The sequence below is a fragment of the Tenacibaculum pelagium genome, assembly GCF_014062345.1.
Classification (GTDB): domain Bacteria; phylum Bacteroidota; class Bacteroidia; order Flavobacteriales; family Flavobacteriaceae; genus Polaribacter; species Polaribacter pelagius.
On the sequence record NZ_JACGLS010000002.1, the window covers coordinates 206,778 to 233,377 of the forward strand.

The following is a 26,600-nucleotide window of genomic DNA, read 5'->3' on the forward strand; positions in this document are numbered from 1 at the left end:
CGCCAATTGCCATTCAAAATTTCAAGGTCAGTATTATACTATTTTTTAGCTTTTAATGCTAAAAAGCCACCTTAAATTTTAAGACAAGGTTAAGCGCCTAAAAAATGGTTATTGAAAAATTTACTTGTTTATTTTTATCAAAAAGAATATTTGATAATTTACTCGGAATTGAGACTATTTTTTTCATTTTTTCGGGGGTTAAAATGGTTAAAAAATTGATTTTTAAAGCTTAAGAAATATTATGAATTTTCACTTAAGCTAAACTAAAGATAACAAAAAAGAACTTAAATATCAAAATATTTAAGTTCTTTTTATATTATCACCTCATTATTTTTAGGTAAACTTCTTAATATTCTTGGTATAAAAAATCACTGTAAGGAAAGCGCTGTACATGAATTTTTCTCACTTCATCGTACGTCTTTTCTTTAAAGTTATCTAAGTTATCTTTATTTAATGCAGAAATAAAAATACTTTCTTTCTCTAAATCATTCATCCATGTTTTTTCCCAATCTGCTAATGAGTAATGTGCTTTTGTTTTCTCAGTAACCAAATCATCTTCGTCAATCGTTTCATGAGTATAAGCATCTATTTTATTAAAAACCATTACCGTAGGTTTATTTGCGCTGTCTATTTCATCTAATATTTTATTTACTGAAGCAATATGGTCTTCGAAATTTGGATGAGAAATATCAACCACATGCAATAATAAATCTGCCTCACGAACTTCATCTAAAGTAGATTTAAAAGATTCCACCAGCTGAGTTGGTAATTTTCTAATAAACCCAACAGTATCTGTCATTAGAAAAGGAATATTCTTAATCACCACTTTTCTTACTGTTGTATCTAAAGTTGCAAAAAGCTTATTTTCAGCAAAAACATCGCTCTTACTAACTACATTCATTAAAGTAGATTTCCCTACGTTAGTATAACCTACCAAAGCAACACGAACCATTTTTCCACGATTCTTTCGTTGAACAGCCATTTGCTTATCAATAGTAGCAAGCTTTTTCTTTAACAACGTAATTTTATCTCTAATAATACGTCTATCAGTTTCAATCTCTGTTTCACCAGGACCACGCATACCGATACCCCCTTTTTGCTTATCAAGGTGTGTCCATAATCGAGTTAATCGTGGAAGTAAATATTGATATTGAGCTAATTCTACTTGTGCTTTTGCTGAACTTGTTTGAGCTCTACTTGCAAAAATATCTAGAATTAAATTGGTTCTATCTAAAACTTTACAATCTAAAAAGTTCTCAATATTTCTTAATTGAGCAGGAGATAATTCGTCATCGAAAATCGCTGTTCCTATATTGTGAGATTCAATATATGCTTTTACATCTTCTAACTTACCTGTTCCTAAAAAAGTTTTTGGATTTGGTCTTTCTAATTTTTGAGTAAAACGTTTTACAGGCACTCCACCCGCAGTTAAAGTTAAAAACTCTAACTCATCTAAATATTCTTTAGATTGTTTTTCGTTTTGATGCTGCGTTATAATACCTATTAAAACCGCTTTTTCTGATATGGCTTCTCGTGTTTCTATCATAGGCTACAAAAGTACAAATTTATCAACTCAACCAATATCTTTTAATTACTTGTTTAGCAAAAGGCTCTAAACTATAATTTCATGAATTTTATTTTTTAAAATTGGCAACACCTCTTTTTCAAACCAAGGGTTTTTAGTCAACCAAAATCTATTTCTTGGTGATGGGTGTGGTAGCACAAAGTATTTAGGTAAGTATTCGTGAAAATTATCAACTGTTTCGGTTAATGTTCTCTTCGTTTGATTTTTTAAATAATAATTCTGAGCATACATACCAATTAAAATAACCAATTTAACATTCTTCATTTTATCTATTAATTGATGATGCCATTGCGGAGCACATTCTTTTCTTGGTGGCAAATCACCTGATTTACCTTTACCAGGGTAACAGAAGCCCATAGGAACTATTCCGAAGTTATTAGTATTATAAAATTGTTCATCGGTAACGTTCATCCATTTTCTTAGCTGTTTCCCACTAGCATCATCCCAAGGAATTCTTGATTTATGAACCTTTGTTCCTGGCGCTTGCCCTATAATTACAATTTTAGAAGATTCATTCGCAAAAACAACTGGATTCGGCTCTATGAATTCTTTGCATAAATCACACTTACGAATGTTAATTAATAATTCTTTCATGCTTTAAATTTAAACTTTAAGCATAAAAAAACACTCATTTTATCTTAAAATGAGTGTTTCTTCTTCAATCTTTTTTATTCTAGTGACTTATTGCATAACCAGCTGCTTTACCAAACTCTGCTAATTGTGTAAAAATACTTTTAAAAAAATTTTGAATCCCCTTTAGTAATTGTTTTTTCATAATTATGTTTTATTAATTTCCCCTACTACAAAGATAAAAACTTAACCACTTGTTTTAAAGCGAAATAGATGCAAATGTATAATTGGTATATAATTATGTATGAATAGCAATTTGTTATTTATTTTTAACATGCTACACAATAAAAATCGACTAAAGGAGTTACTTAAAATTTTATAAAGTCGTTAAAAGCTACATAATATGGCTGATCTTTAAATACTGGCAAGTCAACACTTTCTGCATTTGCAATACCTATACCAGCGAACCAAACTTTAGCGTTTTGCTTTTTTGCGTGTTCTTTAAATGTTTCCATCCATAAAACATCATATTCCTCAGGAGATTGAATGTTGTTTGTAGTTTTTACTAATACAAAAATAGTAGGTTCCCCTTTTTTGAATAACACAAACTGAGGATGTTTTTTAAGTTCGCTATTAATAGCTACAAACTCATAACCCATCTGTTCTAAGTTTTTACCCACAATATTCATCCCTAAATTATGTAGTTCTTGCTCAGTAAGTGCTTGCATTATTTCTTTTTATTACGTCTGTTGTAATTTTTATCGCCACGAGTTTTTGGCTTCTTATACTTCTTCGCAATTTCTCTACGGTAAGAACCTCCTAAATTCACCTTACTATTCTTTTCACTCTTTTCGTGAAACGCAGGACCCGGAACATATTCTTGTGAAGTTCTATTTTTAGAAATTTCTCGCTCTTCTTTAGGGCGTTCTTCCTCTGTTAATTGTTTTGAAATTTCTACCTGCTCAGGAATTTCTAATTTCGGAATCTCATATTTCATCAATTCCTCAATTCGTTGTTTTGCTTCCTGTTCTTTTTCTGTAGTAAATAAAATTGTTTTCCCTTCATGTTCTGCACGTCCTGTACGACCAATACGATGCATATAATTTTCAGGGAAATGTGGTGTATTAAAGTTGATAACGTGTGTTACTTCCTCTAAATCTAATCCACGTGCAATTACATCGGTAGCAATTAAAACTCGCTTTTCACCTTTATTAAACTGCTCAATAGAACGTAAACGATAATTCTGTGTTTTATTAGAATGTATTACACATGTTTGAGAAGGAAACTCTTCTTTAATGCATTCAAACAATCTATCGGCATTTCTTTTATTTGGCGCAAAAACTAATACTTTGCTATATTCTGATTTATCAAATAGTAACTCGTTTAATAAGTTGACTTTTGTATAAAAATTAGGAACATCATAAGCTACTTGTTGTATATTATCAAGTGGTGTTCCACTAACTGCAATAGCAATCTTTTTTGGTGCAATAAAGAAGTCATCAATCAACGCTTCTACATCTTGAGTCATTGTAGCAGAAAACATGATGTTTTGACGACGAGGAGGTAGCAAATCAAAAATGTTTAATAATTGAAATCTAAATCCTAAATCTAACATTACATCTACTTCATCAATCACTAATTTTTGAATTGATTTTAGTTTTAAAACTCTACTTAAGGCTAAATCGTACAAGCGTCCTGGAGTTGCTACAATAACATCAGCTCCTTCCATTACTGCTTGCTTATGACGGTTTAAATTAACACCTCCATACACGCCAATAGTACGTAAGGTCATGTATTTTGCAAGCTTTTCTATTTCATCTACTACTTGAACTACTAATTCACGCGTTGGAACTAAAACTAGCACTCTAGGGTGTTGTTGTTTTGAGAACTTTAAATCACGAAGTATAGGTAACATATAAGCAAATGTTTTACCTGTACCTGTTTGTGCTATACCCACCATGTCTTTACCCGATCTAATTACGGGAAAAGCTTTCTCTTGAACTGGTGTTGGGTTCTCAAAACCAAGGTCTTCAATTGAGTTACGTAGCGGGTTAGATAAGTCTATATCGTGAAAAGTAGTCATTTATGCAAAATTTGTGCAAAGGTACACTTTCTAATTCACTTATTACTTCTATAAAACCAATTGTAATTCAGTTTTATAGCGTTCAAAATCTCTTAAATTATGATGTGTTCCTTCATCAATTAAAACACTTTTTTTCTTAGTATGATTAATCAATTTTAGTAAATCTCTTGTATCATTTGGCGAAGTAACTTTATCTTCTAATCCATGAAAAATTAATACTGGTGATTGTACTTTTTCAATAAAACTAAACGTTGGAAATTGATACCTTAAAATAGAGTTTAAACCAAATTTAAACTGATGTTTTACAGCATGTGGTAAACTATAAAAAGGTGATTCTAAAATTAATTGCTTCGGGTTGTTTTCTGATGCTACTTTAGTCGCAAAAGTAGTTCCTAAGGAACGTCCATAAACCACAATTTGATTTTCAGAAAATTTTTGTTTTAAAAAATCATAACTCAACAAAGCATCCTCATACATTTTCCCTTCGTTAAACTTTCCTGTACTTTTACCATAACCACGGTAATCTATTACGAAAACGTTGTACTGAAATTGTTTAAAACACTGCACTATTTTACCCCAGCGAGTTAAATTACCTTTATTACCGTGAAAAAACAAAATAGCTCCTTTTGGGTTATTAACCGTAAAATACAATCCGTTTATCGTTTCATTGTCTGAAGTTTTTAGATTGATTTCTTCAAAAGGCTGCTCAAATTTAAATTGATAATCTTTATCAAGTTTTTCTGATAAAAAAATGATTTTTTCTTGAAACATATTAACAGCAAAAAAACTTAAAATTAAAACACCTACAATCCAAACTAGCACTTTTTTAATCATTACTTTTTACGTTTGGTTCTAATAAAATCGATGCTAGTATTCTCTCTATCCACTTCTGTAATCCCCTGTGAATTTAAAATTTCTTTTAAAGCTCTATGGTAACTTTCGTAATTATGTAAGTTCTTATGTCCTCCTCCAATAATTGGGTATAACCTTGTTAATTCTGGCTTCATTTTAGACAAACGAACACTCGATTTAAACCGAATAACTTTATCATCTGTACCATGTATAATTTTAATTGGGCATTTTACGTATTTAATCCATTTATAGGTGGGCATAGAATAACGCATTACCAAACCTAACGGAATAAAAGGCAAATAACGTTTCGCGTTGTTAGACATGCTAAAATACGGGCAAGCTAACACTAACATTTTTGGGTTATTTACAGAAGCTACTTTGGTTGCTAAACCTGTTCCTAAAGAACGTCCATACACAATAATATTTTCTTCTTTTACTCGTTCTTTTATCTTATCATAAACCAATAAAGCATCGTCTTTCATAGTTTGTTGACTCATTTTACCTGTGCTTTTTCCAAAACCTCGATAATCTATCATCAACACATCATAATCGAATAAAGTAAAATCAACTGCAAACTTTCCCCAGCCTTTTATACTCTTAGAGTTTCCTTTTAAATAATAGACTAAGCCTTTTGATTTGCCCTTAGCTTTAAATAACAAGCCATTGATAGTTACTCCTTCCTTTATTTCTAAATTATATTCCTTTACCTCTTGATTTTCATATTGAAACTGGAAGTCTTTAGGTAATTTTTCAGGGTGGAACAAAAACTTTTCCTGAAAAAAATAGAGCACAATACTCACTACAATTATTATAGCAACAAATACAAAAAGATAAAAAGTCCAGCCCATAGTAAGGTTTCAATACACTAATCTACTGATTTTTAAATAATAAAAAAACCGATACGTTTCTGTATCGGTTTTTTATATATAATGTCGATTATCGACCTATCCTCCAAAGTCATCAAATCGGATGTTTTCGTCATCAAGACCAAAATCTTCTCCCATTTTTTGTACTGCTTTGTTCATTAATGGTGGTCCACAGAAATATAATTCTAAATCTTCTGGAGCCTCATGCTTAGATAAATATTGGTCTATTACAACTTGGTGAATAAATCCAACAAAACCATCTCCAGCCTCATCATTAATATCTGCTTTAACCTTCCAGTTATCTTGTTCCATTGGTTCTGATAACGCCAAGTAGAATTTAAAATTTGGAAAATCTTTTTCTAATGCTCTAAAGTAGTGAATGTAGAATAATTCTGCTTTAGAACGACCTCCGTACCAATAGGTAACTTTTCTACCAGTTTTTAAAGTTCTGAATAAGTGATAAATATGTGAACGCATTGGTGCCATACCTGCTCCTCCACCTACATATAACATTTCTGCTTCAGACTCATTGATAAAGAACTCTCCGTAAGGTCCAGAGATAGTTACTTTATCTCCTGGTTTTTGGTTGAAAATATAAGAAGAAGCTACTCCTGGATTTACATCCATCCATCCGCCTTTAGCACGATCGAAAGGAGGTGTAGCCACACGAACATTTAACATGATTTCTCTTCCTTCTGCAGGGTAAGAAGCCATAGAATATGCACGTTCTACTATTTCAGTATTTTTCATTACTAATGGTCTAAGGTTAAACTTATCCCAATCAGCCTCAAATTTATCTGGTTCACCTGGATGATCTTGTGGGTGTGCTGAAATATCCATATCTGAATATTTAATCTCACACTCAGGAATTTCAATTTGAATATATCCTCCAGCTTTGTAATCCATATCTTCTGGAATCTCAACTACAAACTCTTTAATAAAAGTTGCTACGTTATAGTTACGTACTACAGTTGCTTCCCATTTCTTAATTCCAAAAATTTCTTCTGGGATAGAAATGTCCATGTCTTGTTTTACTTTAACCTGACATGCTAAACGGATACCGTGTTGTAATTCTTTACGTGTAAAGTGTGGTGTTTCTGTTGGTAAAGCTTCACCTCCACCAGAATTAACGTGACACTCACATTGTACACAAGATCCACCACCACCACATGCTGATGGTAAGAAAATCTTCTCGTTTCCTAAAGTTGTTAACAATGTAGCTCCAGAAGCTACTTCAATTGTTTTATCACCGTTAATCGTAATCTTTACAGGTCCCGATGGTGCTAATTTTTGTTTTACAAATAATAACAATCCTACTAAAACTAATACAATTGCTAAGAATGCTACTACAGTTACAGCTACTGTACCTCCAGTACTTACTTCTAAAAACATCATTATTCTGTAATTTTTTTAGTGTTATCTGCTATTTTTTCAGCATCCTCTTTTACCTCTTCCTTCTTTTCTTCTATCTTGATTTCTGCTTTAGGAGCTTCTTCTTTCTTCGCTTCATCATCACCTCCTGTTAACATACCTCCAAAACTCATAAATCCGATCGCCATTAGACCAGTAATAATAAAAGTAATTCCTAATCCTCTTAATGCTGGTGGCACTGATGAATATCTGATTTTTTCACGAATCGCAGCAATAGCTAAAATTGCTAAAAACCATCCGATACCAGAACCAATACCATAAGTTAATGATAATCCTAATGTTGGAATTTCACGAGATTGCATAAATAAAGACCCTCCTAAAATTGCACAGTTTACTGCAATTAACGGTAAGAAAATACCTAAAGAGTTATATAATGCTGGTGCAAATTTCTCAACAATAATTTCTACCAATTGTACCATGGTTGCAATTGTTGCAATAAACATGATAAATGATAAGAAACTTAAATCGTAATCTGCATATTCAGCTCCTAACCAAGATAATGCTCCTGGTTGTAATAAATATTGATCTAATAACCAGTTAATAGGTACTGTTACAGCTAATACAAAGATAACTGCAGCTCCTAAACCTACGGCTGTTGATACTTTTTTAGATACCGCTAAGTAAGAACACATTCCTAAGAACGTAGCAAATACCATGTTATCTATAAATATCGACTTGAAAAATAATTCTAAATGTTCCATTTTTCTATATTTTTAATGAACCCTAACTAGGTTAGTCTTCAATTAATGCTTTGTTTCTACTACGTTGTACCCAAATAATAATACCTACAACAATTAATGCCATTGGCGATAATAACATGAATCCGTTATTCTCATATCCTAAAGCATATAATCCTGTTTTCTCAATTGGGTCTCCTAATACTTTAAATCCTAATAAAGTACCAGAACCTAACAATTCTCTAAAGAAACCTACTGCAATTAAAATAACAGCGTATCCTAAAGCATTTCCTATTCCATCTAAGAACGATCTCCATGGTCCGTTACCTAAAGCAAATGCTTCAAAACGTCCCATAATAATACAGTTGGTAATAATTAAACCTACGAATACCGAAAGTGTTTTACTTAACTCATAAGCAAATGCCTTTAATACTTGATCAACAATAATTACTAAAGCAGCAACTACGATTAACTGTACAATAATTCTGATTTTTGATGGAATGATATTTCTTAATAAAGAAATCACCACGTTTCCTATTCCTAATACAAACAATACCGATACAGACATTACAATAGATGCTTGTAACTCTGCAGTAATTGCTAATGCAGAACAAATACCTAATACCTGAATAGTAATTGGGTTGTTATCTGCTAATGGGTCCGTAATTAACGCTGCGTCTTTTTTTGATAAAAGTCCCATAATTATTTCAATGTTTTAAAGTAAGGTACGTATAAACCTAATTCAGATTTAATCATTGCTGCAACACCGTCTCCAGTAATTGTTGCTCCTGCAATTGCATCTACCTCGTTATCATTTTTATCTTCGTTCTTCGGGTCGTTATTTGATTTAGAAACCGTGATTCCTTTAAAAGAACCATTATTCATTAAATTTTCTCCGATGAAATCATCCATAAAATAACGTTGCTTAATGTTAGCTCCTAATCCTGGTGTTTCTCCTTTATGATCGAAGAAAGCTCCTTGAACTACCATGTTTTTATCCATTGCAACGTATCCCCATATAGCATCCCAAAGACCTTTACCTCTAATTGGTGCGATGTAAAACGTTTTACCGTCTTTTTCACCTACAAATAATGGTAACTTTCTTACGTTTCCTGCTTTTGCAGCTGTTTGTTGTTTTTTAACATCAATTAAATAAGCATTTGCATCTTCAGAAACATTAGTCCTTTCGATTACTAATTGCTTTTTAATGTATTTTGAAAATTCGTCAGCTACTTTATCTTTTGATACAAAGATTGCGCTGCTTTCATCATTATCATTTACTCCCATAGCATACAAAATGTTTTGTTGCTTTTCGATACGCTTATTAGCATCGATCATTGGGCGAAGCGATGAAGCTGTAAAAGCCAACAAAGCTCCTACTACTAATACCATACCTATGGCAAAAAGTAGCGTATATCCATTACTATCTGTTCTCTTACTCATAATTTTAGGCAGTTTTAACTTTAGCACGTTTTAATCTTCTCTTTACATTTCCTTGAACCACATAATGGTCGATTGTTGGAGCAAAAACGTTCATTAATAAAATAGCTAACATTACTCCTTCTGGATATGCAGGGTTGAATACACGAATCATAATCGAGATAAATCCGATTAAGAAACCATAAATCCATTTTCCTTTATTTGTTTGTGAAGCAGATACAGGGTCAGTAGCCATATATACAGCACCAAATGCAAATCCTCCAACTAATAAATGTTTCCAAAAATCTAAGCTCATTAATCCGTAAAACTTGCTTGTTTCACCAATCCAACCTAAATCAACTACTTGATTAAAGATGAATCCCATTACTAAGGCTCCGATTACTGCAGATAACATAATTCTCCAGCTTCCAATCTTTGTAAAGATTAAGAATAAACCTCCTAATAAAATTAATAAAGTTGAAGTTTCTCCAATAGAACCTGGAATAAATCCGAAGAACATATCAGAAACTGAAAAGTTAGGAGCAGCATTCTGTGCTAAACTTCCTAAAACAGTTTCTCCTGAGATTGCATCAGCAGAACCTGCTAATTCTCTTGCTCCTTCTACCCATACTTTATCTCCAGACATCCAAGTTGGATATGCGAAGAATAAAAATGCACGAATTGTTAAAGCTGGATTTAAGATGTTCATTCCTGTTCCTCCAAATACTTCTTTACCAATTACAACTCCAAATGCAACTGCAACAGCTAACATCCATAAAGGTAAATCGATTGGCACGATTAACGGAACTAACATTCCTGTTACTAAGTATCCTTCTTCAATCTCATGCCCTTTAATAATACAGAACACAAATTCGATAGCTAAACCAACTACGTAAGAAACAATTACTAATGGTAAAATTTTTGCTGCTCCGACTAATAAGTTGTCTAAGTTCCAAAAATCTCCACTAAAGAAAGACATTCCTTCAGTAAATCCGTTAATAGCTGCATAGTGTTGGTACCCTGCATTAAACATACCGAATAATAAACATGGTACTAAAGCCATGATTACAATATTCATTGTACGTTTTAAATCATCTGCTGCCTTTATATGAGTTCCTCCGTGAGTTGTCTCATTTGGCAAGTATAAAAAAGTATGGAAACCATTAAATAGCGGTGCCATTTTAGTTCCTTTATACTTTTCTTTTAAATTATGTAAGTTTTGTTTTAAGCCCATATCTTATCCTAATTCTTCTCTCATTAAATCTAATCCTTCACGAATTATCTTCTGGTGAGGTTGTTTAGACACACAAATAAATTCTGTTAACGCAAAATCTTCTGGTGCAATTTCGTAAGCTCCTAACCCTTCCATTTCGTCAAGGTCTTTATACATACAAGCTTTTAATAATTGCATCGGATAGATATCTAACGGAAATACTTCTTCATACGCTCCTGTAACCACAAATGCTCTGTGTTCACCGTTTGTATTCGTATTTAAGTCATACTTTTTCTTAGGATTTAACCAAGAGAATGTTAAAGCTCTAGAAGTAGAAACTTTATCAAAAACTGGCTTATTCCATCCAAAAAACTCGTAATCATCACCTTCAGGAATCGCAGTAACTTGGTTATCATAGTATCCTAAGAAACCATTTTCTCCAACCTGCTCTCCACTTAACACATTTCCGCTAATTACACGTTCGTTATCAGTTTCTAAATTACCTTTAGTAATATCACTCATTTGTGCTCCTGCTACAGCAGTAACATACTGAGGTTTACTAAATTTAGAACCTGTTAACGCAACTGTACGTTTTGCATTAAACTTTCCTGTTAATAATAACTCACCTATTACCACTAAATCTTGAGGAGTAACTACCCATACAACTTCACCTTTATTAATCGGATCGATTTGTGCAATTTGAGTACTTACATTTCCTACAGGATGTGGTCCAGATACTTTATGTAACTCAACACCTTTCATCTCTTTAAAAGGAGATAATGTTGAATTTTTAGCAACTGAAACATGTACTTTTCCTTCCGTTAACTTTGTTAACGCAGTTAAAGCAGCCTGTAATTCAGCTTCTTTACCTTTTAAGGTATAATCGTAATCTGCTGCTAATGGAGCACTAGCGTAGGCTGATACAAAAATAGCTTTTGGTGCTTGATTAGGGTTTGCAACCACGTCGTAAGGACGCTGCTTTACAAATGGCCAACAACCTGAAGCAAATAAGTGATTTTTCACTTCTTCGCTAGACATTGCATCAACATCTTTTTTACCAAAATCTTTGTATTCCTGCTGTGCTGTAGCAGTGATTTTAATTTCTAATACTTTTCTTCTTGCTCCACGAACGATTTCTGTAACTTTTCCGCTAACTGGACTTGGAAATAAAATACGTTCATCACTCTTTGCATGAAAAAGTGCTTCACCTGCTTTTACTTCTGTACCCTCTTTAGCTAAAATTTTAGGAATAACGCCGTGAAAATCGCTTGGCTTAATAGCGAACATACTACCCAATGGAAGTTCGGTAGTAATTTGTTCTGCCTCACCAACTAGCTTGATATCCAAGCCTTTCTTAATACGGATGTCTTTTGACATAGGAACTGATTAATTTGATTTTCTTAAAAAACATGCAAATTTACTGATTTTGAAAATTTTGGGTAAGTTTTTAGTTTTTTATCTTTTCGATAGCTCTTTATTTATATTTATTCTAAATAAATTATTTTTCTTTGGCTTACAATTTGATACATTTGTTACCATGATAAAAAAACTTACTCTTTTACTGTTTGTATTTACTAGCGTATTAAATGCTCAGAACATTAAAACCATTCAATTAAGGCCTAAACATAGCACTAATCAATATGCTGCTATGGTAAAGCTAGGTCAGGTTTTAGAACTTTCTTTTGATGATTTAGATGCCGACAATAAAGAATATAAATATAAAGTTGAACACATGACACATGATTGGAAGCCAAGCAGCCTAACTTCCAATCAATACATCGATGGTTTTGATGAAAACGAAATCTTTAACATTAGCAACTCATTTAACACTCTACAACCTTATACTCATTATTCGGTTGATATTCCTAATCAAAATACAATCATTACCAAGAGTGGTAATTACTTAATTTCTGTTTTAGATGAAGATTACGAAGTAGTTTTTTCGAGACGCTGCGTATTTTATGAAGACATAACTACTGTGGGGATTGCGATTTTTAGAAGTAGAGACACAAAATCTAACAATCAAAAACAAACAGTTCAATTTGTAGTAAATCATCCAACGTTAGCAATCAACAATCCTACTCAAGAAATAAATGTATCAGTAATTCAAAATTATAATTGGAATAATGCTATAAACGATATTCAACCAGTTTTTATTAAACCTCAACAGTTAGTTTACAATCACACTTTTAAAACTAATTTTTGGGGAGGTAATGAATTTTTAAATTTTGACAGCAAACACATTCGCAACACCAGCTTAAATATTGCTAAAACAGAACGAAAAGACATTTACAATAGTTACTTATACACTAACGAGCCGAAAGCTAACAAAACTTACACCTATAATCCAGATATTAACGGTCAATTTGTTGTTAGAACACTAGAAGCTGATGATGCAAATACTGAAGCAGATTATTCTCTCGTTCACTTTTCCTTAGACGCTTTTGAACCTTACGAAAACAAAGAAGTATATGTTTACGGAGCCTTCAATAACTTTCAATTAACTGATGAAAACAAAATGAAATACAATTCAGTTGACAGGATTTATCAAGCAGCAATACTTTTTAAACAAGGGTTTTACAATTACAGTTATGCAACTTTAAACAAGGATAACAAAGTTAACCTACGCGAAATTGATGGCTCCTTTTTTCAGACTGAAAATGAATACACTGTAATTGTATACTACAAGCCATTTGGAGAAATTTACGATAGAGTTATTGGAGTTGGAAATGGCTACTTTAATCAAAACAGATAGTTAATCATTGTAACTATTGATTAAAACTCGAAAAAAAACTATATTTATGCTATGTTTCAACAGATAACAAAAGGCATAAAAATATCGGTAAAAACCACTTTCAACGGCAAAGTGTATCGAGGTTATCAAGAATATTATACTTTTAGTTATTACATTTCAATAGAAAATAATTCTAAAAATACAGTCCAGCTTTTAGAACGCTATTGGACTATTTTCGATGCTCTCAACAATATTGAATATGCAGAAGGAGAAGGAGTTGTAGGAGAAACACCAATTTTAAAGCCCAATGAGGAATACAATTATAGATCAAATTGTTTTTTACTATCAAATACTGGTGCTATGATGGGACATTATAAAATGATTAACTTTGAAACTTCAGAAGAGTTTTTGGTAACCATACCAACTTTTCAACTAACCACAACGCCTACCTTAAACTAATGGCAAAGAAAAATAAAGCTATAGTAGTTAAAGACACAAACTGTCTAAACTGCGGATATCCTTTTAATCAACAAGAAAATTTCTGCCCTGAGTGTGGGCAAAAAAACAAAGGAAAAAAAATCACTTTAAAAAGCTTTATAAGTGAAGTTTTTGCTGGCTTTATTTCTTGGGATGCTAAATTCTGGAAGACACTTATTCCTTTATTAATTGATCCTGGAAAAGTTTCCAAAGATTATATTGAAGGTAAACGAAATAGATATGTTAACCCTTTTAGATTTTACATAACCACCTCAATCGTTTTCTTTTTAATATTGGGAGCCACCGAAAGCTATGATAAGTTTAATGATTTACGAAAAGGAACTAATAAATCTAGCATTGCATTTAATCAAAATAACAATCAAGAAGTAGATTTAGATTCAATTCAAAAAGTCGTTATAAACGAAATTGAAAAAGCCAAAATTAAAGACTCTTTAGGTATCGACATACCTTTAGATTCAACTACACTAAAAAAAATAAAAGAAAAAGAAAATAACTTTCATTTTTCATTAGGGGGTGAAAAAATCGACATGATGAAATATGTTAGATTTCACAAGAAATATCCAGAAATTGCTATTGATGCTGCTTTAGACAGCCTACAACTAGAAAAAAACTTTAAAAATAGATTTTGGTACAGCCGGTTAAAAGTGTTTAATGGCGTAGTATCTAATAATAGCGAAACAGGTTATAAATTTTTAAAACAGATATTGTCATATGCATCTATCGCATTATTTATCCTACTCCCGTTATTTACACTGTTCTTAAAAATAATTTACGCTCGTAGAAAATACACATATGTAGAGCATTTAGTTTTTGTTTTTCATGTTCAAACAGTATTCTTCTTACTTTTTTCTATTTTTTATATTATTGGATATATTAAAGATGCTATATACCTAATACCTATATTTTTATTGTTATTTATAATTTACTTATTTCTAGCAATGAAGAAATTTTATAACCAAGGCTATTTAAAAACATTTATTAAATATATAATGGCAAATACAGTATTTTTCTTTCTAGCTACAATAGGTGCTTTAATTGTTTCTTTTATTGCTTTTGCGCTGTATTAATTCTGTTCATTTATAAAATCCACATATTTAATAGAAACATCATTCGCATTTTTATAAACCGAAGTAACACTAACTGTTTCAACTCGAGTACGTTTCATTTTTAACGATATCTCTGAATCCCCTTTTGTTTCATCTTGATGAAAAGCAAGAATATCTTCTTGTGTAAAATCCTTATACTCTTCTAACCAATCAGCAAACCAAACACGACGCAATTGTTTCATTTCCTCATCATATAAGGTTGATGACGACCATATTTTTGGTTCATTTTCTAACACTTCAAAATGTTTTTGTTCTCCGTCCCAAACTAATTCATAAGCTTTTAGATTTTGCTTCCAATCAACTAAAACAATTGTAAAAGGTTCTATTCCATCAAAATCAAAATGATTAATAATCTCAACAGGATTATCAACCTTTAATAATTGCTTTACAATTACTCCTCTACTCATTCGATAATTTTCTACACGTTTATGCTTTGTAAAACCTCCATTTAACAAACAAATCAATCTCTTTTTTTCAGACAAACCAATCCAAGTACCTCCAGCTAATTCATCTTTAGGATAGGTAAGCTTCACCCCTTCCTCATCATACTCTTTTGGCGGAATTGTTTTTCTATTCGGATCTTCATCTCTATTAGAGGTTAATATAAAATCATTATTTCCTAAAGGTAAATAAGTTACCGTGCACATATTGTATCTTTTTTGGTAAGTTAAGACGTAAAAACAGCTTAGTTATTACTAAAAATAAGTGTTAACTTTGCGCCTCAAATCAATCTAAGATTGTTTGGCTAAAGTATCACACATTAATCTTTGCAAATTAATAGTATTAGATTGTGTTTTTTACTTTTTAATTGAAAAAAATAATTTTTAAATAAACAACATAACAAAATGGCAAGAGGATTTTTTAATGTTCCTAAAGCAGTAAACGAACCTGTGAAAGGATACGCTCCTGGCTCTCCTGAAAGAGAAGAATTATTAGCTACTTATAAATCAATGTTTAATAGTAATATTGATGTACCTATGCATATTAACGGTGAAGAGGTTAGAACTGGAAATACCAGAAACATTACTCCTCCTCACGACCACAAACATGTTGTTGGACAATATCATACAGCAGACAAATCTCACGTAGAAACTGCAATTTCTACTGCTTTAGCGGCAAGAGAAGCATGGTCTTCGGTTTCTTGGATGGAAAGAGCTTCTATCTTTTTAAAAGCTGCTGAATTATTAGCAGGTCCTTACCGTGCTAAAATGAATGCTGCAACAATGATTGCACAATCTAAAAACGTACACCAAGCAGAAATTGATGCGGCTTGTGAAATGATTGATTTCTTCCGTTTTAACGTAGAGTACATGACAGATATTTTTAAAGATCAGCCAGCATCTGCTCCTGGAATTTGGAACAGAGTTGAGTACAGACCTTTAGAAGGTTTTGTATATGCAATTACGCCGTTTAACTTTACATCTATTGCAGCTAATTTACCAGCAGCAGCAGCTTTAATGGGGAACGTTGTTGTTTGGAAACCATCTGATCATCAAGCATATTCTGCACAAGTAATTGTAGATTTATTTAAAGAAGCTGGTTTACCTGACGGTGTAATTAACGTTGTTTATGGTGACCCAGTTATGATTACTGATACTGTATTGGCTTCTCCAGATTTCTCTGGATTACACTTTACAGGTTCTACACATGTTTTCAAACATTTATGGAAACAAATAGGTACTAACATCGAAACCTATAAAACATACCCTAGAATTGTAGGTGAAACTGGTGGTAAAGATTTTATCTGGGCACACAACTCAGCAAATCCTTTACAAGTTGCTACTGCAATTACAAGAGGTGCTTTTGAGTATCAAGGGCAAAAATGTTCTGCGGCTTCTCGTGCTTACATCCCTGCTTCTATTTGGGCAGATGTTAAAAAACATTTAGAAGCTCAAACTTCTGAATTAAAAATGGGATCTCCAGAAGATCCTTCTAACTTTGTAAATGCTGTAATTCACGAAGGTTCTTTCGATAAAATTGCAAAGTATATTGATGCAGCTAAAGATGATGCAGATGCTGATGTAATTATTGGAGGAGGTCATGATAAATCTAAAGGATATTTTATTGAGCCTACAGTAATTATAGCGAAGTCTCCGACATTTGCGACAATGACAGCTGAATTATTCGGACCTGTAATGACAATTTACATTTACGAAGATGCTGAATGGGAAGCTTCATTAAAATTAGTAGATGAGTCTACAGAATACGCTTTAACTGGTGCTATCTTTTCAACAGATAGATATATTGTTGAACAAGCTTCTAAAGCATTAGAAAATGCTGCTGGAAACTTCTATATTAACGATAAACCAACAGGTGCTGTTGTAGGGCAACAGCCATTTGGAGGAGCAAGAGCTTCTGGAACAAATGACAAAGCAGGTTCTGCACAAAACTTATTACGTTGGACTTCTGTTCGTCTAATTAAAGAAACATTTGTAACTCCACAAGATTACAAATATCCTTTCTTAGGATAAACTCTTAAACAAAAAGTAGCACAAGATGAGCTACTTTTTGTTTTTAGTGCAATTTTCTTATTACTATATTCAAAAATAAATCCTATGAAAAAGAAATTTAGCTTTATTTTTTTGACTCTGATATTTATAACCCTTAACACAATAACTGCCCAGGTTAAATTTAAAATAAATGTCAATAAAAATAAAATCGATATTAAAGAATCTTTAAAAGTAGATTTTATAATAAATAAAAAAGAAAACAACTTTCAAGCCCCAGGCTTTAAGAAATTCACTATAGTCAGAGGACCTTTTCAATCTGAAAGTCAATCATGGATAAATGGGAAAAATACATATTCTAAGACTTACACCTACATTTTAACAGCTAAAAAAGAAGGTAAATTAATTATTCCTTCGGCTACTTGTAACATAGATAGCAAACTCTATAAAACTACACCTACATCAATAGAAGTAGTAACAAATAAATCTCAGGTTAAAAAAAATTCTAAAGTACTTTATACAAAATTTGGCTCACCAATAAATAGAGAAAAATTCTTTATTTCTTGTAAAGATCAAATCAATAAAGGAATAAATAATACAGACAAAAAAAAGATAGACATTCCAGCTTTTTGCTCATGTATAACTGACAATTTAGTTAAAAAATTAGTTGCGAATGATATTCAAGACGCTATTGAAAACGAAAAAATATTAGGTTTACTTTTTAAAAATCAAAACGACCCTGAGCTAAAAACATGTTTTGAAAAAAGTACAATAAACAGTTTCAAATTAACAGATTTCAATAATCTAATTATAAATAAGTCAATGTATATTGGGTGCTTAAATCAAATGACTTCAAAACAACAAAAAAATGGACAAATGTCTTTGAATAACGCAAAAAAATATTGTTCATGTTTTGCTGCAGGTTTTGTCTCAAAAGGATATACTTATCTAGATGTAAAAAAAATTACTAGCCAAAATGACGAATTCTTTAATGAAGCTTTAATCCCTTGTCTAAATAAAGTAGTTAAAAAGGTCGCCTACCAACCAAACGACATTATAGGAAACTCCTTTTTATCAAAAGTTCCTTTAATCGAACAAAATCATTATGGGTATAAGGTTAAAATGTCTATTGGAAGTATATTCAAATATTATGTATTTGATACTGGAGCAAGTGATGTGATGATTAATAAAGACTTAGAAAAATATTTACTATCAAAAGATATTATAAAACAAGAAGATTATTTAGGTACAAAATCTATCATCCTAGGAAACGATAAAAACATTAATGCTAGAATTGTGAGACTAAATAATATAAAAATAGGAGACTATGTAGTAAACAACGTGGAAGCGGCAATAATAGATAGTAAAAAGTTATTTTTTGGGAGGAGCTTATTAAATAAATTCAAGAAATGGCAATTTGATAGTCAAGATAAAATTCTAACTCTTTATAAATAATAAAATTTAAGGCTTTTAAAAGTATAATTCTTAATAACAACTTAAGACTATAAATACCCTTTCTTAGGATAAGATTATAATTTTAAATTACATAAAAAGCAACCTCGTTTGAGGTTGCTTTTTTGATTTGTTTTCTTACTTCACAATTAAAACAACAATGAAATTGTAATAACAGCTATTCATTTGAAGCAAGCATTTTCTTTACTTCATTACGTACCAAAGCGTAACCAATGCTATTAAAATTATAATCAGCAATTTCATTAAACATATCCATTGCTACGTCATTATTCCCTGCCATTTTATTTGCTTTAGCCATCCAATACCTATCATACACATTGTCAGGATTTAATTTAGCTGCATATTCAAGTGCTTTATCATAATTTTCTTGTTTGTAATTAACAAACGCCAACACCCTGTGATAAGGTCTTAATTTGTTTGGATCATTTATCGTTGCCAAAGTGCTTTTTATTATTTCTGCTTTCGCTAGTGCTTCCTCATAATTTTCAGCTGCAGCCGAAGCTATAGCATCCCAATAAAGCGCATTAACTTTTTGATTTGTAATTGCTCCTTTCGAACCTATATCTTTACCAAATTGATTAAAAAGTGGCTTCATCATTTCTACAACTTCTTTTAAATGCTCTACATCTCCATGATGCATAGCAATCATTGCGCAATTAAAAGCACAGTTCATTTTTGTTCCTGTCTTATTACTTTCTGGAATATCCATTTGACTTACAGCTTGAGCAGCGTTCTCTAAGAAAGCCAGTGCTTTTTTAGGATCTTCCTCATACAAGTAGGTAAATGCCTCAAAATTGTATGAGTTTAGACCAAATTCACTTACAGCCCGAGCATCTTGGAAATTTTTTCGTGCAGCATCAAAATTCCCTAAAAAACTATTGGCATGCCCAGCTTTAGAAAATGCAACCGCATCTGTAGGATCTAGCTCAGCAGCCTTAATATAACTTTTCAATGCTTTTTCAAGGTCGTTTTGAGCACGGTAGCAATCTCCTAAATTAATTTGTGCACGAGAGCTTTGTGGCACTTTCTCTACCACTCTTTCCATATACTTTTCCGCTTCCTTAAAGTCTTTAGGCGAAGTAAATAAATATGAAGCTCCAAGATTTGAAATTGCTGGTAAAAAATCTGAATTTAACCCTATTGCTTTTTTCCAATTTTCACGAGACTTTTCAACCTTATCTAAAGAAGCGTATGAGTTTGCCAAATAATCATAAGCTCGAGCTGATGAAGGATACTTTTCTACTAACTTTTTACTTAACTCCAATTCTTTTACATCATCATTCTCCATATTAGCCATAAGTAAATCCATAAGCATGGCCTCACCTTCATTAGCTGTACTTCTTAAGGCTAAAAATTTATCTCGATTTTTAGAAAAATCTTTTGCTGAATTACTACTAAAAGCTCTGTACATTTGAGCACTCACAAAATTAGGATCTAGTGCTAAAGCTTTATCAAAAAAGGGTTTGGCTTTTTGACCATTTCCTTGATCAAAAATATTCAATCCTGTAAGAAATTCTTGCATCGCTTCATTTGAAGTAGATTCAAACGGAATTTCATTTTCAGGGTAAAAGGTCTTTTTAGTTTGAGGGGCTTGACATGCAGTTAAAATAAACATAATTGCCGCCATTAAATAAACAGTTAATTTTTTAATACTATACATAATAACTATGGTTTTAATGATACAAACTAAATTTGTAATTTATTGATTTTTAGGAATATAACCAATATCAATGAGTTTTAAAAAGGAAAACCCCTTATTTAAAACACTAAATATTTAATATTAAAAACACTTAAGAAATAAGTTCTATTCAAGGTTGCTTTTTAGCTTGATTCTTAACCTAAATTCTACTATATTTCACTAACGTTGGATATAAATTATTAAAACGAATTCATATCCTTAAAAAAGTTGGCAGTAATTTAAAACAATAACGTTCATAAAAATAAACAATATATGACTAAGAAGAATTATAGCTTAGTAAAATTAATAGTGCTGGCAAAACTATTTATCGTGACTTTAGTTTTATTCGAGTTTTATGGATGTGCTGAGCAAAATAGAAATGAGAAAAAAGTAATTGATAAACTTCAATCAAAAGACAAGTTTGATACCGTTGAAGAAGCTATTATCAGAGACAAACAATTATTAAATACGAATAGTTTGCCTGAAAACGAAGTCTCAGTTACATTGAGAAATACCGAATACAACAATTACAAACAAGGTGAAAAAATAGGATTACGTAAAGAGTTCTATGAAAACGGACAGATAAAGAGTGAAGGTGTTTTTAAAGCTGAAAAAAAAGAAGGCCTTCATAAAGAATGGCAAAGTAATGGTGTTTTAATTTTAGAGGGATATTATGAAAATGGTATTGCAAACGGAATAATGAAATGGTATCACGACAAAGGGTTTTTGGCTGGTGTAGGGTTAATGAAAAATGGGGAAAGACACGGAATATGGAAAGTATATGCGATTGAAGATGGAAAATTAGCAGCGGAAGTAAAATTTAAAGAAGGTAAGCAACAAGAAGTACTAAAAACATATGATAGTACTGATCAATAAAAAAGAAAAACTACCGCCAACAATGGCTATAGTTAATACGGGTTTTGATGTTTAAATCAAAGTTTAGTGTATACCTATAAAGTCCGCCAAATCTTTTGATTTGGCTTTAGAACAAAAAAGATAAAACAAAATAAAAAGCTTTGGCTAAGTGCTTAATCGGAAATTCAGTAATTTAAATTCCCGTACTAACCATAGCCGAGGCGTTAGCGAAAAAAATAAAAAAGCACTCTTTAAAGAGTGCTTTTTATATTTTAAATTAACTCAATCTTCATGTTTAAATACAACCACTTTGTTGGCACATTGTCTGATTTTCCGTTAACTATTAAATCATAATCAATTCCCCAATCAAATAAATTTACCTGTCCATCTAAAACTAGTGAGCTTGCGACTTGTTCATTTGGTTTTCTAATACCAGTAACAAATAATTTTACTTCTTTTTCCACTCCTTTAATCGACATCTTACCATTAACTTGGTACCAATCTACTCCCATCGTATAGACATTGGTAGATTTAAATGTAATCTTCTCATTATTTTCTCCAATAAACAATCCCGGAGTTTTAATTCTTGGTGTTAATTCTTTAGCTCTACATACGTTAAATGTATTTGGATCTACCTCGAACGAAATTTCCATATTCTCTAACGGATTTCCTGAATCTAACCGTACAGGATAATCAACCTTTAAATCATTAACCACGCCTGCAAATGGTGTACTACAATGTCCGTGAGTAACAAAAAAACTCATTGTTTTATTTACTTCACTTTCTAATGTCGATACTTTGTCAGTTTTCTTATTAATCGATGTTGTTTTCGTATATCCGCTTACAATAATTACTGCTACCAATACAGCTATCAGTAAAACACTCTTTTTTATTTTGTTCATAATAACACATTTTATATTTCTACGAATATAGCTTCCGTCTCCTGTGAAATATGTAAATGAAATGTAAAAAAAGTGTAAAAACATTTCAAAAACTATGAATCGTTTAGAAAAATAAACTTCTGCTTTTTATTTATTTTTACCTTTTAAAAATCACCCTATAAAATACCGTTGATGTCACAAAAAAACGACTTAAAAGAAATTGCAAAACTCTTTTTTAAACTAGGAAGCATTGCTTTTGGTGGTCCTGCTGCTCATATTGCCATGATGGAAGATGAAGTTGTTAGGAAACGTAAATGGATGACTCAAGAGCATTTTTTAGATCTTATTGGTGCTACTAATTTAATTCCAGGACCAAATTCAACAGAAATGACCATGCATTGTGGTCATGAAAGAGCGGGATGGAAAGGATTAATCGTTGCTGGGTTTTGTTTTATTTTACCAGCAGTTGTAATTACCGGAATTTTTGCTTGGTTATATCAAGAATATGGACAATTACCAAAAGTTGAACCTTTTATTTATGGTATAAAACCAGCGGTAATTGCTATTGTTATAATGGCAGGGTATCGCTTAGGTAAAAAAGCTATTAAAAATACTGAATTAGCTATTTTAGGAATTATTGCTCTGGTAGCTTGCTTATTAGGAGTTAATGAAATTATTACCCTATTCGGTTGTGGAGTATTAGGCTTGAGTTTTTATTTTTTCAAACAAAACCGCAGTAATCTAAATAGTTTTTTTCCAATCTTTATTTATCAAGCCAGTGAATCCTTCAACTTAAGCAACATAAAAATATTGCTTACCTTTTTAAAAATAGGGGCAATATTATACGGTAGTGGTTATGTATTATTTGCTTTTTTAGATTCTGAATTAGTAGCCAACGGTTGGTTAACCAGACAAGCGTTAATTGATGCTGTTGCCGTAGGGCAAATAACTCCAGGACCTGTTTTATCTACCGCTACTTTTATTGGCTGGCAGTTAAATGGAATTACGGGAGCTTTAGTTGCAACACTAGGAATTTTTCTTCCATCATTTCTGTTTGTTTTGGTGTTAAATCCGTTAATACCAAAAATGAGAAAATCAAAAAGTATTCGTTCAATTTTGGATGCTGTAAACGTTGCAGCTGTTGCTTTAATTATTGCCGTGTGCATAGAAATGGCAAAAGACACCCTAGTTGATTGGCGAACTATTACCATTGCTGTAATTAGTTTAATTGTTGTTTTCGGTTTTAAAAAATTAAACAGTGCTTTTATTGTTTTAGGAGGATCAGTTCTTGGTTACCTATTAACTTTTATATAGAGATTTAAAAATCAACCAAACTAAAATACATTCTTACTCATATCGTTTCTTTTAGGTTACCTTTGCAAAAAAAGAATCAATGCAGTTTTCAGAATTACCTCTTAGTAAATCTATTTTAAAAGTACTTACAGAAGAAAGATATCACAGACCTACTTTAGTACAAGAAAAGGTTATTCCGTTAGTATTAGAGAACAAAGATGTGATTGTTGCTGCACAAACTGGTACTGGTAAAACTGCTGCTTTTGCTTTGCCGATAATTCAGCAATTAGCAAAAGAACCAGATTCTGAAAAAGGCGAAAAGAAAATAAAAGCTTTAATTGTAAGTCCTACTCGAGAGTTAGCTATACAAATAGAAGAAAACTTTAAAACCTATAGCAAGTATACTAACCTAAGAACTACTGCAGTTTATGGTGGAATGTCTACCAAACCACAAAAAGATGTTTTAACAAAAGGTGTTGATATATTAATTGCTACCCCAGGTCGTTTTATCGATTTACACAAACAAGGAAGCATCGATTTGCATTTACTAAAAACTTTTGTTTTAGATGAAGCAGATTTAATGTTAGACATGGGCTTTATTCAGGATGTAAGAAAAATTGAAGAATTATGTCCTCGCAAAAAGCAGACTTTATTATTTTCTGCTACAATGCCAGAAAAGGTAAACGATTTAGCAAAATCAATGTTGCGAAATCCTGAAAAAGTAAACATCATTCCTACTGAAAAAACTGAGAATAATATTGGTCAGCTTTTATATTATACACCTAAAAAGAATAAAGTAGACTTGTGTTTACATCTACTACGTAATACCATTAATGGACGTATTATTATTTTTAGACGCACCAAGTTCGGTGTTGATAAGCTTGAAAAAACACTTCAAAAAAACGGATACAAAGTAACAAGTGTTCACGGAGATAAAACACAAGTGCTTCGTAACGAAGCTATCGATCTTTTTAAAAACAACAAGGTTAATATTTTAATTGCTACCGATGTTGCTGCTCGTGGAATTGATATTAGCAAAGTAGATGCTGTTATAAATGTTGACCTACCTAATGTCCCAGAAACTTATGTGCATAGAATTGGTAGAACTGGTAGAGCAGGAAAATCTGGAATTGCTTTTTCTTTATGTAGCGCAGATGAAACTTCTTACATAAAAGCCATTCAAGAATACACAAAAAGACCTATAAAGGTTATTGAAGATCATCCTTTTGCTTTGGTAAAGCCTAAAAAGAAAAAACAACCAAATACCATTAGCAAGCATAAAAAAGGAAGAAAATCTGAAGCTTCTAAAAAGAAGAAAAAGCGCTGGTATTAAGCCTTCTATAATCTAAATTAATTATTCAATAACAAAATATTATTGCTAAAAATCATTTCAAACCAAATATTAATCGTAATATTGCAATATAATAATTAATAGATGGGAGTTACCAAATCAGAAATATTTACGCCAGAACAAAATACAATAGCTAAAGTAGCTAAAGTTCTTGGTCATCCAGCTCGTATTGCCATTCTACAACACTTGTTTAAAATTAATACTTGTGTATGTGGTGATTTGGTTGAAATTATTGGATTAGCACAACCTACTATTTCTCAACATTTAAAAGAGTTAAAAAATCTAGAGATCATTAAAGGAAATATTGAAGGAACTAGAGTGTGTTATTGTATTAACCAAGAAAAATGGTCAGAAATTAAATCATTATTAAACAATTTTTTAAACCTTGATAGTAATTCTAATAATTGCTGTTAAAAAAATTTAATCTTAACTATCGTAATATTGCGATTATAAAATATGTATTATGAAATTATCAGAAATTAAAAATCACTTAGCATCGTTAGAAACAATTGCTTTTCAATTACCAAATGGCGAGTTAGTACCAAACCATTTTCATGTAACTGAAGTAGGAAAAATCACAAAAAACTTTATTGATTGTGGTGGAACTGTAAGAAATGAAGAAGTTGTAAACTTTCAATTATGGGAAGCGAATGACTACGATCACAGATTACATCCTGAAAAACTGGTCCATATAATTGAGTTATCAGAAAAAGTATTAAATATTCCTGATTTAAATATTGAAGTAGAATACCAAGGAAGTACAATTGGTAAATACGGATTAGATTTCGACGGAAAAAACTTTTTATTAACCACCAAACAAACAGATTGTTTAGCAAAGTCTGAATGTGGTATTCCTTCTGAGAAACCTAGAGTAAAATTATCCGATTTACAAACTCAAGCTGCTTGCGCTCCGAACTCAGGATGCTGTTAAACCTAAAAGAATGGAAATAACTAAAACAACTGTCTTTTCTCAAATAGAGGAAACTATTGCAAACTTATCTATAAACATTACTGAAGACAGGAAAAAAGTACTACAACCTTTAATAGATTATATTCAGAATGGTGTAAATAATAAAGAACTGATAAGCCTTAACTTTATTTGCACACATAATTCTAGAAGAAGTCATTTATCACAAATATGGGCGCAAACCTTGGCGAATTATCTAAATGTACCAAATATTTATTGTTATTCTGGTGGTACGGAAGCAACGGCAATGAATATAAACGTAGTTGAGACACTCATTTAACAAGGTCTTAAAATTCAAAGCTTATCAGAAACAGCTAATCCCATTTATGCAGTAAAGTTTTCAAAAAACAAGCAACCTATAATTGGTTTTTCAAAAAAGTATGACAATGAATTTAACCCAGAAAATGATTTCTGTGCTATCATGACTTGTTCTCAAGCAGATGAAGGATGTCCTTTTATTGCTGGAGCTAACAAGAGAGTTCCAATTACTTATGAAGACCCAAAAGTATTTGACAACACACCGTTAGAGAAAGAAAAATATACTGAGCGAAGTTTAGAAATAGCTTCTGAAATGCTATACGTTTTTAAATCTATTAAATAGCCTCCGGCTATTTAATAGAT

Annotated in this window: 25 protein-coding genes and 1 pseudogene; 11 read left to right on the forward strand and 15 right to left on the reverse strand. The window is 31.7% G+C overall.

The genetic code is table 11. The features are described 5' to 3' along the window. Positions 1-346: 346 nt before the first annotated feature. From hflX to H3Z83_RS06040, 12 genes are all read right to left on the reverse strand, one after another. Positions 347-1,546, reverse strand: a complete 1,200-nt coding sequence (gene hflX, locus H3Z83_RS05985; protein ID WP_182124576.1) for a GTPase HflX — start codon at positions 1,544-1,546, stop codon at positions 347-349. A gap of 66 nt (positions 1,547-1,612) precedes the next feature. Next, positions 1,613-2,179: a uracil-DNA glycosylase family protein gene (locus H3Z83_RS05990; RefSeq protein ID WP_182124577.1), complete on the reverse strand. Its 567-nt coding sequence runs from the start codon at positions 2,177-2,179 to the stop codon at positions 1,613-1,615. A 344-nt stretch (positions 2,180-2,523) separates the two neighbouring features. Then, a complete protein-coding gene (locus H3Z83_RS05995; protein WP_182124578.1) occupies positions 2,524-2,883 on the reverse strand; it encodes a Na(+)-translocating NADH-quinone reductase subunit F in 360 nt (119 codons plus the stop codon). Beyond that, positions 2,883-4,238, reverse strand: a complete 1,356-nt coding sequence (locus H3Z83_RS06000; RefSeq protein WP_182124579.1) for a DEAD/DEAH box helicase — start codon at positions 4,236-4,238, stop codon at positions 2,883-2,885. The genes H3Z83_RS05995 and H3Z83_RS06000 overlap by 1 nt, the downstream gene beginning before the upstream one ends. Positions 4,239-4,286: 48 nt before the next feature. Further along, positions 4,287-5,072, reverse strand: a complete 786-nt coding sequence (locus H3Z83_RS06005) for an alpha/beta hydrolase (RefSeq protein ID WP_182124580.1) — start codon at positions 5,070-5,072, stop codon at positions 4,287-4,289. After that, entirely contained in the window at positions 5,072-5,854 is a 783-nt protein-coding gene (locus H3Z83_RS06010; RefSeq protein WP_246337484.1) for an alpha/beta hydrolase, read from the reverse strand. The genes H3Z83_RS06005 and H3Z83_RS06010 overlap by 1 nt, the downstream gene beginning before the upstream one ends. A 180-nt stretch (positions 5,855-6,034) precedes the next feature. Then, on the reverse strand, positions 6,035-7,348 hold the full coding sequence (gene nqrF, locus H3Z83_RS06015) for an NADH:ubiquinone reductase (Na(+)-transporting) subunit F (RefSeq protein ID WP_182124771.1): 1,314 nt from the start codon (positions 7,346-7,348) through the stop codon (positions 6,035-6,037). Positions 7,349-7,350: 2 nt separating this feature from the next. Then, positions 7,351-8,088: an NADH:ubiquinone reductase (Na(+)-transporting) subunit E gene (gene nqrE, locus H3Z83_RS06020; RefSeq protein WP_182124582.1), complete on the reverse strand. Its 738-nt coding sequence runs from the start codon at positions 8,086-8,088 to the stop codon at positions 7,351-7,353. Between the two features lie 31 nt (positions 8,089-8,119). Beyond that, positions 8,120-8,764, reverse strand: a complete 645-nt coding sequence (locus tag H3Z83_RS06025; RefSeq protein ID WP_182124583.1) for an NADH:ubiquinone reductase (Na(+)-transporting) subunit D — start codon at positions 8,762-8,764, stop codon at positions 8,120-8,122. A gap of 2 nt (positions 8,765-8,766) precedes the next feature. Further along, on the reverse strand, positions 8,767-9,507 hold the full coding sequence (locus tag H3Z83_RS06030) for a Na(+)-translocating NADH-quinone reductase subunit C (protein WP_182124584.1): 741 nt from the start codon (positions 9,505-9,507) through the stop codon (positions 8,767-8,769). A gap of 4 nt (positions 9,508-9,511) precedes the next feature. Next, positions 9,512-10,717, reverse strand: a complete 1,206-nt coding sequence (locus tag H3Z83_RS06035) for an NADH:ubiquinone reductase (Na(+)-transporting) subunit B (RefSeq protein ID WP_182124585.1) — start codon at positions 10,715-10,717, stop codon at positions 9,512-9,514. A 3-nt stretch (positions 10,718-10,720) separates the two neighbouring features. Beyond that, positions 10,721-12,073: a Na(+)-translocating NADH-quinone reductase subunit A gene (locus H3Z83_RS06040; protein ID WP_182124586.1), complete on the reverse strand. Its 1,353-nt coding sequence runs from the start codon at positions 12,071-12,073 to the stop codon at positions 10,721-10,723. A 160-nt stretch (positions 12,074-12,233) separates the two neighbouring features. Here H3Z83_RS06040 and H3Z83_RS06045 point away from each other — a divergent pair, with 160 nt between their 5' ends. The 3 genes from H3Z83_RS06045 to H3Z83_RS06055 are packed head-to-tail and all read left to right on the forward strand — an operon-like array spanning position 12,234 to position 14,995. Beyond that, complete coding sequence (locus tag H3Z83_RS06045; RefSeq protein WP_182124587.1) at positions 12,234-13,451, forward strand: type IX secretion system plug protein; 1,218 nt, start codon at positions 12,234-12,236, stop codon at positions 13,449-13,451. A gap of 51 nt (positions 13,452-13,502) precedes the next feature. Beyond that, positions 13,503-13,889 carry a Co2+/Mg2+ efflux protein ApaG gene (gene apaG / locus H3Z83_RS06050; protein ID WP_182124588.1) on the forward strand — a complete coding sequence of 129 codons (387 nt, stop codon included), beginning with the start codon at positions 13,503-13,505 and terminating at the stop codon, positions 13,887-13,889. Continuing rightward, a complete protein-coding gene (locus tag H3Z83_RS06055; protein WP_182124589.1) occupies positions 13,889-14,995 on the forward strand; it encodes a DUF3667 domain-containing protein in 1,107 nt (368 codons plus the stop codon). Before apaG ends, H3Z83_RS06055 begins: the two co-directional genes overlap by 1 nt. Here H3Z83_RS06055 and H3Z83_RS06060 read toward each other — a convergent pair. Then, a complete protein-coding gene (locus tag H3Z83_RS06060) occupies positions 14,992-15,681 on the reverse strand; it encodes an NRDE family protein (RefSeq protein WP_182124590.1) in 690 nt (229 codons plus the stop codon). The genes H3Z83_RS06055 and H3Z83_RS06060 overlap by 4 nt on opposite strands. Positions 15,682-15,879: 198 nt before the next feature. Between H3Z83_RS06060 and pruA the strand changes: the two genes are divergently transcribed. After that, on the forward strand, positions 15,880-17,505 hold the full coding sequence (pruA, locus tag H3Z83_RS06065; protein ID WP_182124591.1) for an L-glutamate gamma-semialdehyde dehydrogenase: 1,626 nt from the start codon (positions 15,880-15,882) through the stop codon (positions 17,503-17,505). Positions 17,506-17,589: 84 nt separating this feature from the next. After that, on the forward strand, positions 17,590-18,936 hold the full coding sequence (locus H3Z83_RS06070) for a BatD family protein (RefSeq protein WP_182124592.1): 1,347 nt from the start codon (positions 17,590-17,592) through the stop codon (positions 18,934-18,936). 175 nt (positions 18,937-19,111) lie between these two features. Here H3Z83_RS06070 and H3Z83_RS06075 read toward each other — a convergent pair whose 3' ends face one another. Next, positions 19,112-20,614 (reverse strand): tetratricopeptide repeat protein, encoded by a 1,503-nt coding sequence (locus tag H3Z83_RS06075; RefSeq protein ID WP_182124593.1) that lies wholly within the window; start codon positions 20,612-20,614, stop codon positions 19,112-19,114. 348 nt (positions 20,615-20,962) lie between these two features. On the opposite strand from H3Z83_RS06075, the gene H3Z83_RS06080 reads away from it, so the two are divergent. Beyond that, a complete protein-coding gene (locus H3Z83_RS06080; RefSeq protein ID WP_182124594.1) occupies positions 20,963-21,508 on the forward strand; it encodes a toxin-antitoxin system YwqK family antitoxin in 546 nt (181 codons plus the stop codon). Positions 21,509-21,759: 251 nt separating this feature from the next. Here H3Z83_RS06080 and H3Z83_RS06085 read toward each other — a convergent pair whose 3' ends face one another. Beyond that, entirely contained in the window at positions 21,760-22,389 is a 630-nt protein-coding gene (locus H3Z83_RS06085; protein WP_182124595.1) for a YceI family protein, read from the reverse strand. Between the two features lie 171 nt (positions 22,390-22,560). On the opposite strand from H3Z83_RS06085, the gene chrA reads away from it, so the two are divergent. The 5 genes and pseudogenes from chrA (at position 22,561) to H3Z83_RS06110 (ending at position 26,580) form a co-directional block, all read left to right on the forward strand. Further along, complete coding sequence (gene chrA, locus H3Z83_RS06090) at positions 22,561-23,682, forward strand: chromate efflux transporter (RefSeq protein ID WP_182124596.1); 1,122 nt, start codon at positions 22,561-22,563, stop codon at positions 23,680-23,682. 79 nt (positions 23,683-23,761) lie between these two features. Beyond that, positions 23,762-24,994 carry a DEAD/DEAH box helicase gene (locus H3Z83_RS06095; protein WP_182124597.1) on the forward strand — a complete coding sequence of 411 codons (1,233 nt, stop codon included), beginning with the start codon at positions 23,762-23,764 and terminating at the stop codon, positions 24,992-24,994. 102 nt (positions 24,995-25,096) lie between these two features. Beyond that, positions 25,097-25,426, forward strand: coding sequence for an ArsR/SmtB family transcription factor (locus H3Z83_RS06100; protein WP_182124598.1), 330 nt, complete (start codon positions 25,097-25,099; stop codon positions 25,424-25,426). Positions 25,427-25,475: 49 nt separating this feature from the next. Further along, on the forward strand, positions 25,476-25,943 hold the full coding sequence (locus H3Z83_RS06105; protein WP_182124599.1) for a DUF6428 family protein: 468 nt from the start codon (positions 25,476-25,478) through the stop codon (positions 25,941-25,943). Between the two features lie 10 nt (positions 25,944-25,953). Then, a pseudogene (locus tag H3Z83_RS06110) lies at positions 25,954-26,580 on the forward strand (arsenate-mycothiol transferase ArsC). Positions 26,581-26,600: the final 20 nt, after the last annotated feature.